The organism is Anaeromassilibacillus sp. SJQ-1 (genome assembly GCF_046693725.1).
Classification (GTDB): Bacteria; Bacillota; Clostridia; order Oscillospirales; family Acutalibacteraceae; genus Anaeromassilibacillus.
Map to the genome: position 1 here is coordinate 193,322 of NZ_JBKEIV010000048.1, position 13,238 is coordinate 206,559.

The window sequence follows — 13,238 nt, forward strand, 5'->3', positions numbered from 1 at the left end:
CTTAACGTTTACAAATGCTGTTTTCAGCGCAAACCAGACAAAAGAGGGTGTCCCAAAACTACGAATTTTTCGATTCATAGGAAAGGGGCGCCCTCTTTCTGTCTGGAAAAATATCTGGGTTTAAAAAACGAGGGTATCCTTCAGTCATTTCATGACTTTTGGGATACCCTCGTTCTGAAACCGTGTGCTATCCTGTTAACTCGTTTTATTACGCTCTTTTCTCTTTAACAGCAGCCTGCGCCGCAGCCAAACGCGCGATCGGCACGCGGAACGGAGAGCAGGAGACATAGTCCAAACCAACCTTGTGGCAGAACTCGACGGAAGTCGGGTCGCCGCCGTGCTCGCCGCAGATGCCCAGATGGAGGGCTGCATTTGCTTCGCGGCCAGCCTTTGCGCTCATCTCTACAAGACGGCCAACGCCATCCACATCGATGTGCACAAACGGATCGGACTCATAAATCTTATTGTCATAGTAAGCATCCAGGAACTTGCCTGCGTCGTCACGGCTGAAGCCGAACGTCATCTGGGTCAAGTCGTTGGTGCCATAGCAGAAGAAGTCTGCGTCTGCCGCAATCTTGTCTGCGGTCAGGGCAGCGCGCGGGATCTCGATCATGGTGCCGACTTCGTACTTCAGCTCAACGCCGGAGTCTGCAATGATCTTGTCCGCCGTAGCGACAACGATCTTCTTCACGAAGTCGAACTCCTTGACCTCGCCTACCAGCGGGATCATGATCTGCGGGATAACCTTCACGCCCTTCTTCTGGACGTTGATCGCTGCATTGATCACAGCGGTGGTCTGCATTTCGGCGATCTCCGGATAGGTGACCGTCAGACGGCAGCCGCGGTGGCCCATCATCGGGTTGAACTCGTGCAGGCTCTCGATGACCTCATGAACCTTCTCGACGGACACATTCAGCTCCTTGGCGATCTCTGCGATGTCCTCTTCCTTGGTCGGGAGGAACTCGTGGAGCGGCGGGTCCAGGAAGCGGATGGTGACCGGATAGCCGTTCATCTCTTCAAACAGAGCCTCAAAGTCGCCCTGCTGATACGGCATGATCTTCGCCAGAGCCTTCTTGCGGTCGTCGGTGTTGTCCGCAATAATCATCTCACGCATTGCCTTAATGCGCTCGCCCTCAAAGAACATGTGCTCTGTACGGCAGAGGCCGATGCCCTCTGCGCCAAATTCGCGAGCCTGATGCGCATCGCGCGGGGTATCCGCATTGGTGCAAACCTTCAGCTTGCGGTACTTGTCCGCCCAGCCCATGAATACGCCGAAGTCGCCAGCGATGGAAGCCGGAGCGGTCGGGATGGCTTCGCCGTAAATGTTGCCGGTGGAGCCGTCAATGGAAATGTAATCGCCCTCGTTATAGGTCTTGCCAGCGAGAGTGAAGCTCTTTGCATCATAATCGACGTTGATTTCGCCGCAGCCGGATACACAGCAAGTGCCCATGCCGCGCGCAACAACTGCTGCGTGGGAAGTCATGCCGCCGCGAACTGTGAGGATACCCTCAGCAACCTGCATGCCTTCGATGTCTTCCGGAGAGGTCTCACGGCGAACCAGGACGATCTTCTCGCCTCTCTTGGCCCACTCTTTTGCGTCCTCGGCGGTGAAGACCACCTTGCCGCAAGCAGCGCCGGGGGAAGCAGCCAGGCCCTTGCCGACGACCGTAGCCTTCTTCAGAGCCTCTGCGTTAAACTGCGGATGCAGCAGTGCGTCGAGCTGCTGCGGCTCTACGCGCAGAACAGCCTCTTCCTCGTCGATCATGCCCTCGTTCACGAGGTCAACGGCGATCTTCAGAGCTGCGTTTGCGGTACGCTTGCCGTTACGGGTCTGCAACATATAGAGCTTGCCATTCTCGATGGTGAACTCCATATCCTGCATATCTCTGTAATGCTTCTCAAGACGGTTTGCAATATCCGCAAACTGCTTGTACACTTCAGGCATATCCTGCTCCAACTGGCTAATCGGGGACGGCGTACGGACACCGGCCACAACGTCTTCGCCCTGTGCATTGATGAGATACTCACCGAACAGCTTGCGCTCGCCGGTCGCCGGGTTGCGGGTGAACGCAACGCCTGTGCCAGAGTTATTGCCGGAGTTGCCGAACACCATGGCCTGTACGTTGACAGCGGTACCCCAGTCGTACGGAATCTCGTTCATGCGGCGATATACGTTTGCACGCGGGTTGTCCCAGGAACGGAAAACCGCTTTCACAGCTTCCATGAGCTGAACCTTCGGGTCGCTCGGGAAATCCTCGCCCTTATTCTCTTTATAGAAGGCCTTGAAGCGCTTGACGAGGTCCTTCATGTCCTCGGTATCCAGCTCGGTGTCCTGTGTGACGCCCTTCTCTTCCTTCTTCTGATCGATAATCTTTTCAAATTCCGGCTTCGGCAGTTCCATGACAACATCGCTGAACATCTGGATGAAACGGCGATAGGAGTCGTATGCGAAACGCGGATTGTTGGTGAACTTCGCCAGTCCCTCAACCACAACATCATTCAGGCCGAGGTTCAGAATGGTGTCCATCATGCCAGGCATGGAAGCACGGGCGCCGGAACGGACGGAAACCAGCAGCGGGTTCTCCGGGTCCGCAAATTTCTTGCCGCAAACTTCTTCCATTTTGCCGAGATACTCGTAGATCTGGGCCTGGATTTCATCGTTGATCTTTCTGCCATCCTTATAATACTGGGTGCACGCCTCCGTGCTGATGGTGAAACCCTGCGGAACAGGCATCCCTGCTTTGGTCATCTCAGCAAGGTTTGCACCCTTGCCGCCGAGCAGTTCACGCATGTCCTTATTTCCTTCAGAGAAAAGGTAGACATACTTATGGCTCATGAACATATACCTCCTAAATAAAATAAATAACGAGCACAGGTCACACACTCTCTCATAATTGCTCTCCCCGTATTATATCAAAAAAGGCGCGGGATTACCAGTTCTTTTTCAATAAAACCCACCGAGAATTGTAAATTTTCCGGCGCAAAACCGAGGAAGTTCCACAAAACCGGTGGGAAACGCGAATTAGTGCTTGAAAAATTTCGTACATATGAGATAATAATAACAAGAGCCGGGTGTGCCTAAGCAAACCAGGCGTTTTCGTGCATAAGGCCGACACAGGGAAGGCGGCCTTGCACAATTGGAACTTTCAAAAGTTTATGCGGAGGATTTTGCCTATGCCAGAGCAGACTTGTGCCGTTATCCTTGCCGGTGGCGAGGGAAAACGCATGAAATCAAATCATCCGAAAGTGCTGGCTTCCGTGCTGTTCAAACCCATGTTGCAGTGGGTGATGGACGCCGCGGAGGGCGCAGGGGTGAGGGAACTGTGCGTGGTGACGGGACATAAGCACGAGCAAGTGGAAGCTTACCTGCAAGCGGCGGAAAAAGCCGGCGGAGCACGGCTGCACCATGTATTGCAGGCCGAACAGCACGGAACGGGGCACGCGGTTATGATGGCGGAACCGTTTTTGCGTGCGCACAGCGGCGGAAACACGCTTATCCTCAATGGAGACGCGCCGTTCGTCAGCGCAGAGGTGTTGGAAGCAGCCCTTGGCGCCCATGTGTGCAACGGAAATGCCGTCACCGTCATCACGGCAGAGCTGGACGATCCATCCGGTTATGGACGGATCGTGCGCGATCCGTCGACCGGTTTGGTCCGCGCCATCGTGGAGCAGAAGGACGCCGATGAAGCTACCCTTGCCGTCCGGGAGATCAATTCCGGGGCCTATTGGTTCCGCACGGACGATCTGCTTTCCATCTTCAGGCAGTATCCGCAACGACAATGCACAGGGCGAGTATTACCTCACCGATGCAGTACGCCTCTTGATCGAACAGAACAAAAACGCGGGAGCCTACATCGCATCCGATCCGGCTGCGGTGATGGGCGCAAACGACTGCGTGCAGCTGAACGCCCTGAACGAAATCGCCAGGGCGCGGATTTTGCACGCCCAGATGCTGGCGGGCGTGGAGATTCCCTGCACCGACGGGGTTCTGATCGGGCCGGACGTCTCCATTGGACGTTCCACCCGCATCCTGCCGAACACCATCCTGCGTGGTAACACGGCGGTCGGGGCGGATTGCACCATCGGTCCAAGCGTTGTCCTCACAGACTGTACGGTGGGCGATGGCGCGTCGCTGTGTTTCGCCTCCTGCGAACGCACCAACATTTCAGCCAGCCAGGCCGTTGTGCCTTTTACGGTGATTGGAAATTCCTGAAGCCGGGGACTTCCAAGAGGGAAGAGTCATACAAATATAGGGGGAAGCAAAAATGAATTTTCATGGCAAGGACATCAAGATTTTTGCCGCAAGCGCCAACCAGCGCATGGCAAAGCAGATTTCGGAGTGCCTGGGATTGTCCATGGGCAAGAGCGAGGTCGGCACGTTCAGCGACGGGGAAATCTCGGTTTCTCTGTTTGAATCCGTGCGCGGTTCTGATTGCTTTATCGTACAATCCACCTGTGAACCCGTCAACAACAACCTCATGGAGCTACTGATTATGATCGACGCCATGAAGCGTGCGTCCGCCGCCCGCATCACGGCTGTTATGCCCTACTTTGGTTATGCCCGGCAGGACCGCAAGGCAAAAGCCCGCGATCCGATCTCTGCAAAGCTTGTTGCAGACTTGCTCACAACCGCCGGGGCGGACCGCCTTCTGACCATGGACCTGCATGCAGCCCAGATTCAGGGCTTCTTCAATATCCCGGTCGACCATCTGTTGGGCGCGCCGCTGCTATCCTCCTTCATGAAGGAGCGTGTGGGTGAGAACAGCGATGAATATGTTGTCGTTTCCCCCGACCTGGGTTCCGTCACGCGTGCACGCAATTTTGCCGCGCGCATCGGATGTAGCCTGGCAATTGTAGACAAGCGCCGCCAAAAGGCCAACGTCTGCGAAGTGATGAATATCATCGGCAGTGTGGAAGGGAAAAAGGTTATCCTGGTAGACGATATGATCGATACCGCCGGTACCCTTTGCAACGCCGCCGCCGCCATCATGGAAAAGGGCGCGAAGGATGTCACTGCCTGTGCGACGCATGCAGTCCTTTCCGGTCCGGCGATCGAGCGCATCCGCAACAGCGCGATCAAAGAATTGGTGCTTTTGGACACCATTCCACTGCCGGAGGAAAAGACGCTTCCGAACTTTACCGTTTTGCCGGTGGCCCCCCTCTTTGCGGAAGCCATCGAGCGCATCTATGAGGACAAGCCGGTCAGCCCGATGTTCGTATAATGGGGCGTAGGCAGACGGTTTTCCTTTGTTTCGTATACAACCGGGCGGGGTAGCACAGCTATCCCGCCTGCTTCTTCTGTCCGGGAAAATCGACGGTTTTCCGCAAACTTCACCGGGTTCCATACTGAACACGCGCCGGCCCAGAGGATGGACTACGCTGTATGGGACCCGCCGTCCATTTCCGTATGGCAAGCGCTTCATCAGGACGGGCATCGTCTCCAGGAATGCCGCATCCATTTGCTGGCATCAAATATCCGGCGCTAAAAGGAATTGCGCCGTCGGCAATAGAAAGGGAGTTTTTATGTTTCAAAAGTTATTCAGGCGGCCCGCGCCTCTGACTGGTCCGGTGGAATATCTCATCGTCGGGCTAGGAAATCCGGGCAGCAAGTACGAGGGCACCCGGCATAACACGGGCTTTATGGCCATTGACCGAATTGCAGAGAAGGCGGGTGTGGAGATCGATCGTCTGAAATTCAAAGGGCTCTGCGCACGCGCACAGGTTGGTGGAAAAAGCGTCCTGTTGCTCAAGCCTTCCACCTTCATGAATCTCTCCGGGCAAAGCGTCCAAGAGGCAATGAACTTCTATAAGCTCCCGGCAGAAAAAGTGTTCATCCTGTTCGACGATATTTCGCTGCCAGTCGGACGCATGCGTATTCGCATGAAGGGAAGCGACGGCGGGCATAACGGCATGAAAAATATCATATATTTGAGCGGAAAAGATACCTTTCCCCGGATAAAACTCGGGATTGGAGCAAAGCCAAATCCAAGCTGGGATTTGGCCGACTGGGTGTTGAGCCGTTTTACAGAGCAGGAGATGAAGCAGCTTTCCGAAGTGTTCGACCATGCAGCTGAAGCAGTGGAATGGATGGTCAATGGGAAAAACGCAGAGGCAATGAACCGTTTTAATTGATTTTTGCCGCTTTTCACGGGCTTTTGTTCCGACTATGGGCAAGATGGTGGGTTCCGGCAGGTATCGATCGGGCAAAGTGGAACGTCTTATAGAGAGGATAGGAGACAATGAATGGAAAGGCCCTCCTCCCAAGCAATTCGTTTGCGCGCCGATTCTTTCCACCGGTTTCGATGGCCATCGCTGCAAATTTTTGGATTGGATGTATCCTCTTTATTTTTGTCAAACAGCTGAACCGATTCGTTCTCTTTCTTTCCCTGTGGCGGCCGCCCATCCCCTCGGTACGGAAAGGCGCCGGGGATAAATGGAGATCCTCTGCATCCGCTTTTGCCGCTAGGACGAGCGGCAACCGATTTTTCGTTCTGTTTTGTTCCTGAAATTCGATTTTCACTCCTTCTTAATCGCATGCTCGTTCGATAAACATATTATGTTAGACTGTTTAGTACCTTTTTCATTCATACAAATAGTATTATTTATATGATATTATACAGATTTCTTTGAGCTTGCTGTCTCTTCCAGCGATTTTTCCCTTTTTGAGCCCTTTCAATCCCATCCTCTTTGGATGCCAATGGGCATAGGGCTTTATCAATCTCGTCCGTATTTTTTAAGGTAGAGCATAAGCGTGAGGAAGCGAGATATACCGATATGCGTTTCCATTAATATTCCGTTAAATAGTAATTTTTTGCCTTTACTATACAATTTGTATAACCTAAAACAGCAAAGGTTCTGCTTGTATAGACATCTATAGGGAGTCAATATGAAATTTCTTCTCAACGCCCTCAACCACTTAAAAGAATTTCAAACGCTGGATGAAGCTGTCCAGGGCAGGCAGCTTCCTGCTGCCGTTAACGGGCTGTCCGGTGTACACAAAGCTGCCTTTATCTACACACTCTGTACCAATCACCACCGCAGGGCGTTCATTCTTGCAGGCGATGAGAGTGAAGGGCAGCGTCTTTGTGACGATCTCTCCGCCATGGGAATGCACCCACTTGTATTCCCCATGCGCGACTTTACCTTCCGAGACGCGGAGGGTGCCTCCCATGAATACGAACATCAGCGCATTCAGACTTTAGCGCGCATTCTTAACGGCGAATGCGATGCCGTGATCGCCTGCCTGGATGCCGCGTTGCAGTATGCGATCCCTCCAGAAGAGTTACGCAAGCGCACGGTCACCATCTCAGCCGGGCAGAGCATCCCCATGGAACAGGTGGTTTCCGCGCTCCTCGCCTGTGGATATGAGCGCGCCGCTCAAATCGATGGAACCGGGCAATTTTCTCAGCGCGGCGGTATCCTGGACATCTTCACTCCGGATGCTTCCAATCCTGTACGCCTGGAATATTGGGGCGACGAGATCGACACGCTCTCTCTTTCGATCTGGAGACACAGCGCCGCACCGAGTCAATCGACAAGTTGACCATTGCTCCTGCAGTGGAAGCGTTGATTGACGATCCACAGATTCTTTCCAAAAAGATTCAGAAACTTGCTTCTACTTTGCGTGGGAAAGCGGCTCCTAAGGCCAAAGAAATCCTCTTCGCACAGGCGGAAAAATTGGAGCAAGGCGTACACCTCGGCTGTGCAGATAAATTCTTTCCTCTACTCTATACACAAACCGCCACTCTGTTTGACTATCGGACCGAAGATATGCTCCTGTTCGTAAGCGAAGGGGCAAAAGTCAAGGATCGCGCCCGCAGTACGGCCTTCCAGTGGGGGGAAGATCTCAAGGACTATTTGGAAGAAGGCGTCCTTTGCCGTGGACTCGATACCTACAGCGCCGATTGGACATATGCTCTGGGGCAATTTTCACATGATACCGTCTATCTGGATACCTTTGCCCGTGGCAGTTACGATACCCCTATCCGCACACTCATCGGTGTGACAGCGAGACAGCTCTCTGTGTGGGGCGGAAGCACGCAGCTTTTAGAGGAAGATCTCCGAAACATGCTGCACAACAAGTGGTCCTGTGTGGTGTTGGCTGGCAACGAGCGCAGTGCACGCACTGTAACCGCAGATTTACAGGCAGCCGGGTTGCCCGTCGCCTACTTAGACAATCCACAGACCATCCAACGTGGAACCGTTGTGGTGACCTCCGGTGCTCTGTCGGCAGGTATGGAATTCCCCGGCGCATTCTTTGGTCTTATCACCCATGGACGTCTGTTGACCGCCAAACAACGAAAGCCCAAGCGAGCGAAAAACAGCCAGGAAATTTACAGCATTGCAGAGTTGCAGCCGGGCGATTACGTGGTCCATGCGTCACATGGAATCGGCGTCTTTGAAGGAATCCACAAGATCGATATGCATGGCGTCGTCAAGGATTACATCAAGCTGAAATATGCCAAGGGGGACACGCTCTATGTCCCGGTCACACAGCTGGATATGGTTTCCAAGTACATTGGTCCGCGCGAGGACGCCAGCGTCAAATTGAACCGGTTGGGTGGAACCGAGTGGCAAAAGACTAAGGCCCGAGTGCGTACGGCGGTTAAGGATATGGCAAAGGAGCTCATTAAGCTCTATGCCGACCGTATGCAGGCCAAAGGGCATGCCTTCTCCCAGGACAACGAATGGCAGCGCGACTTTGAATCCCATTTTGAATTCGACGAGACAGAAGACCAGCTCCGCTGCATCGAAGAAATCAAAAACGACATGGAGCGGGAAGCGCCCATGGACAGGCTGCTCTGTGGCGACGTGGGCTTTGGAAAGACGGAAGTTGCCCTGCGCGCCGCGTTCAAATGTGTGTGTGATTCCAAGCAGTGCGCACTCTTGGTGCCCACAACCATTTTAGCGTGGCAACACTTCCAAACCGTCACGCGCCGGATGGAGGGGTTCCCGGTCCGCATAGAATTGCTTTCACGCTTCCGAACTCCCAAGCAGCAGGAGGAAATCATCCGCAGGCTCAAGCGCGGAGAGGTCGATATGATCGTCGGCACCCACCGGCTGGTCAGCAAGGACGTCAAATTCAAAGACCTCGGCTTGGTCATCATCGACGAAGAGCAACGTTTCGGTGTCGCACAGAAGGAAAAATTGAAATCTCTCTGCAACAATGTAGACGTGTTGACCCTTTCCGCAACCCCCATTCCCCGTACCCTCAATATGGCACTGTCGGGTATCCGCGACATGAGCGTCATTGAAGAAGCGCCGCATGACCGCCATCCCGTGCAGACATATGTTTTGGAACACGACAATGCGGTCATCAATGAGGCCATCCGCCGCGAACTGCGGCGTGGGGGGCAAGTCTATTATCTCCATAACGACGTAGCTTCCATCGAACGCACCGCTGCGCGAATCCAGGCGCAGATTCCGGAGGCCCGCGTGGGATTTGGCCATGGAAAAATGGCGGAAAACGAGCTGTCCGAGGTATGGCGGAAGCTTCTGGAACACGAAATTGACGTGTTGGTGTGTACCACGATCATCGAAACCGGCGTGGATGTCCCAAACGCCAATACGCTTATCATAGAGAATGCAGATCGTATGGGCCTTTCCCAGTTGCATCAGATTCGTGGGCGCGTAGGGCGTTCCTCGCGGCGTGCATATGCGTACCTGACGTTTACCCCCAATAAAGTGCTTTCGGAGATCTCCCAAAAGCGGCTGTCCGCAATCCGGGAGTTTACGGAGTTTGGTTCCGGTTTTAAAATCGCCATGCGCGATTTGGAGATCCGCGGGGCGGGCAACATTCTGGGCGGTGAACAGCACGGCCATATGGAAACCGTCGGTTACGACATGTACCTGCGTCTGCTAAGTGAAGCAATTAGCCGCGAAAAAGGCGAGGACGTGCAGGAATACGGACAGGAATGTTTGGTGGATATGCAGATTCAAGCGCACATTCCGGACCGGTACATCGAAAATCTCAGCCAGCGGCTGGAAATTTACCGCCGCATTGCGGATATCCGCACCCGCGACGATGCGCTGGATGTGACCGACGAGCTGATCGACCGTTTTGGCGAACCGCCGGAGAGCGTCAACGGCCTGATCGAAGTGGCGCTGCTGCGCAACCTGGCTTCCGGCCTGGGCATCAGCGAGGTCAAGCAGCGCGACGACTGCCTGCTGCTGTATAAGCCGGGGTTCAGTCTGAAGAACTCCGCGGACATGGCGCAGATGGCGGCATTGACCTCCACGCTCAAGAAGCGTGTGACACTCAATGCAAGCGGAAAGCCGTACATCAGCGTGAAGATTGTTTCCCCCATGACTCCTCTGGATGTGCTAGGCGAAACCTTGAATTTGATGGAGGACGCACGAAAAAGTGTGAAGAAATAAATCGTATGAAAGCATCTCCCCCGACGCATGGCGTATTATCCCGTGCGTCGGGTTTTTATTCGTCAAAACGTGAATAATATTTATTTGATTTCTATATAGAAAAATATTTAACAATTTTATCTATATATAATTGTATATAATTATATATAAAATATTTGTGATTTTTATTGACTTATTATGCTATTTATGTATTATTATATTGGAAACTTTTCTAAATAAGAAAGGTGTGATTAGTCCAATGCAAATATACTGGAAATATAGAGAAAATTTATCAATCATTTTAAATAAAGGAGAATAAAAATGAAAAAGTTTATTTCTTTGATTTTATGTTTAGTAATGATTTGTTGTGTTATTTCTATCCCAGCTTCGGCAGATGCATATAATTCTATAAATTTGTCTGAAACATTTTCCACCCCCAATTTAATAATTTCTCTTCCTAAAAGTGCTAATATAATTAAGAACGATTCCCAATCAAATACAATATATTATTTAGACTCCAATACTTTATATCGTGTAAAATACGACGAAAGTAATTCACAAAAGAAGATAGAACGGAATGGTTTATATCAAGTTAAGAGTTGTGACAGTAGTTTTGAATTCTACTGTTTGGAATTAACCCCACAGGAAGTTAGTAATATATTTACAGATTCTTCTCTGAGAGAATCTTTACTTACTAAATCCGATCAGGCTACCGATTGTGTTGGAGCCGTCCAGGCTACATTATCCGTTAAATACTCCAATGAAGGCGATCAAGGATATCATCTTCATAGTGCAACCGGTAGTGCGAAGGCAATTCATAATGAAGGTGTTAATCCTCAAACTTCTCAATTAGAGTGGACAATTACCGGTCAAAGGTATTATTTAGGTAGCGAAGCTGGCAGAGGTGTATATGGCGACACAATTGAATTTTCACAACCAGGATTTTCTAATTACAGAATGATGACGGAAGGAGAATCTGTTGTACCATGGTCAGACAGTGGAGTTACCTACACCTGCTATTGTACCCGAGGAGTCAGTGTTTCCGTTCAAATTCCTTTCCATTAAAACAAAGAGGTGATTGAAATAATCTTTAGGAAACAAGTTTCCATTTTTTCCAGCGACGATCAAAAGTTATTATTTGAAGCGAAAAACTTGCTAGAGAACAACCATATTCCTTTTCGTGTGAAGTATTTAAATCTCGCTCGAGGGGTTTACGGCGTGCGTACACCAGCTTTATCTCATCCGCTCCGCGGAGACTTTGTCGAACTATTGGTAAATAGAGAAGATGTTCCCAAGGCACAACTGGTTTTGAGAAAAATGCGTTAAATGTACACAAATCCGTCACAGGATATGGATACTATCCTGTGACGGAAGTCTATTTTTGATAGAAATCTTATATTTCTAACAAGAAAATGTACATTCAACAAATTTGCAGAGTGTCCGTGAATTTATTCGACGTTTTATTGACAAATTTCATATAATCCTTATTATTTTAATTATAGAGTAATTTTGGACTGAGCTGAGTAGTTCATATATTTTCAATTTAGAACTACGATTATAACAAGTTTATTGTCGTAAATAAAAATATACTTAAGCTTTATAATAAGCAGAGAACAAGAATAAAAAAGTTTATTTCTTAAATATTTTTTTGACGATGTCTTGTGATGTCATTTTTATTTGCGTTTTGACTGTTCGCATAAAAGTTCCCTTGATGAGTCGCGGCAGTCATCCCATTGCCACAGAAAACACAAAAACATGGTTTGAGGACGTTTCAGAAAACTTTTTGATCCATGTCCCTTATGCGCAGAGAAACAATTTCAGGCTAGGATAAGTGCAACATGAATGACTGTAATTGGTCTTTTTATTCCTCATCCTGCGATTCAGCCTGTTTGTACCGGTGGAGCTGTTGTCCGTTCCTATATAGAAGATGACCTAAGCTCCGTACATATTTATGTATAACCATTCAAAAGCGATGCCGGGAAATTGAAGTTGGTAGCGAATTCTCCCACTATAAAACAATGGTGATAACTACCATCTACAGCGATACCGGAAGAATTGCTATTTAACAAGTGATACACAAATCTTCGAGGGTCAAATGATGATGGGAACAAATGAAAAAACGAATAAGATTGGTAATTTCCTAAAATACTTCGCGTTTATTCTCATATTGGTATGCGCTTGTTCAAACTTTTCCCGTACGGTTCGCTTTGTCCTTGGGTTTATTGCAACAGCAATCGTATGTATGGTCTGGATCTACCAGTATACCATATTATGGCAAAACGATCGAACGACCATAAACAAATGGAAACTCTTATTATTTACGGGATTTTCTGTGATCTGTCTCTGTTTGCTAATCGGTTCCTATTTTTGGTTAACTTAGCTGCACCTTTAATTTGTATATGAAGTTTCCTTTTGTAAGCGAAAAAATGAACGGAAAGACTCATACTAAGTGAAACATCTTGTTCGCAAAAGATTTCTTTCACATTTCTTCCCAAATCGTTTTAAGCAAAACTGTAGAAGACAACTCTCTGATAATCTCCCGGCTTAGGGTATAACAAAAATCTTAATTCGGAAATTTATTGCATATTTTTATTTTGAAAATTAAAAAGAAAAAGAGCCATTCATAAATGAATGACTTAAAAGACGTCCTTCCCTAGAAATACCGCCGCTTATGATACGTATATGATAGCTCATGTGAAAAGGCCCGCTAAAACGTCTGCGGCGTATTACTTTGGGAAAGCATCCAGCCAAAATGAGGGGATACCATGCATTGTATAAAAGGACGAGCTTTCTATAAGCGAACCAACGCGTATATTTTCGGGTTGATTCTGATACTTTTTATTTTCCTAAAATCCTGGTTGGTCGAATGGCTTGACAAACAA

9 protein-coding genes are annotated in these 13,238 nt (G+C 49.8%); 8 read left to right on the forward strand and 1 reads right to left on the reverse strand.

The window, feature by feature from the left end:
• Nucleotides 1-208: 208 nt before the first annotated feature.
• Nucleotides 209-2,836: a pyruvate, phosphate dikinase gene (gene ppdK, locus ACGCCZ_RS14505; protein WP_054323806.1), complete on the reverse strand. Its 2,628-nt coding sequence runs from the start codon at nucleotides 2,834-2,836 to the stop codon at nucleotides 209-211.
• 338 nt (nucleotides 2,837-3,174) lie between these two features.
• Here ppdK and ACGCCZ_RS14510 point away from each other — a divergent pair, with 338 nt between their 5' ends.
• The 8 genes from ACGCCZ_RS14510 to ACGCCZ_RS14545 all read left to right on the forward strand — a co-directional run bounded on the left by ACGCCZ_RS14510 (nucleotide 3,175) and on the right by ACGCCZ_RS14545 (nucleotide 11,682).
• Nucleotides 3,175-4,056, forward strand: a complete 882-nt coding sequence (locus ACGCCZ_RS14510; RefSeq protein ID WP_411656383.1) for a sugar phosphate nucleotidyltransferase — start codon at nucleotides 3,175-3,177, stop codon at nucleotides 4,054-4,056.
• Nucleotides 3,950-4,213 carry a hypothetical protein gene (locus ACGCCZ_RS14515; RefSeq protein WP_411656384.1) on the forward strand — a complete coding sequence of 88 codons (264 nt, stop codon included), beginning with the start codon at nucleotides 3,950-3,952 and terminating at the stop codon, nucleotides 4,211-4,213. Before ACGCCZ_RS14510 ends, ACGCCZ_RS14515 begins: the two co-directional genes overlap by 107 nt.
• Nucleotides 4,214-4,265: 52 nt before the next feature.
• Entirely contained in the window at nucleotides 4,266-5,222 is a 957-nt protein-coding gene (locus tag ACGCCZ_RS14520; protein WP_054323807.1) for a ribose-phosphate pyrophosphokinase, read from the forward strand.
• A gap of 301 nt (nucleotides 5,223-5,523) precedes the next feature.
• Nucleotides 5,524-6,132 carry an aminoacyl-tRNA hydrolase gene (gene pth / locus ACGCCZ_RS14525; RefSeq protein ID WP_411656385.1) on the forward strand — a complete coding sequence of 203 codons (609 nt, stop codon included), beginning with the start codon at nucleotides 5,524-5,526 and terminating at the stop codon, nucleotides 6,130-6,132.
• A gap of 754 nt (nucleotides 6,133-6,886) precedes the next feature.
• Nucleotides 6,887-7,543, forward strand: coding sequence for a hypothetical protein (locus tag ACGCCZ_RS14530; protein ID WP_411656386.1), 657 nt, complete (start codon nucleotides 6,887-6,889; stop codon nucleotides 7,541-7,543).
• The gene (gene mfd, locus ACGCCZ_RS14535; RefSeq protein ID WP_411656387.1) at nucleotides 7,468-10,377 is read left to right on the forward strand and encodes a transcription-repair coupling factor; all 2,910 of its coding nucleotides are present in this window, start codon (nucleotides 7,468-7,470) and stop codon (nucleotides 10,375-10,377) included. Before ACGCCZ_RS14530 ends, mfd begins: the two co-directional genes overlap by 76 nt.
• A 300-nt stretch (nucleotides 10,378-10,677) precedes the next feature.
• Complete coding sequence (locus ACGCCZ_RS14540) at nucleotides 10,678-11,421, forward strand: hypothetical protein (RefSeq protein WP_411656388.1); 744 nt, start codon at nucleotides 10,678-10,680, stop codon at nucleotides 11,419-11,421.
• A gap of 9 nt (nucleotides 11,422-11,430) precedes the next feature.
• A complete protein-coding gene (locus ACGCCZ_RS14545) occupies nucleotides 11,431-11,682 on the forward strand; it encodes a DUF2007 domain-containing protein (protein WP_082402153.1) in 252 nt (83 codons plus the stop codon).
• Nucleotides 11,683-13,238 lie beyond the last annotated feature (1,556 nt).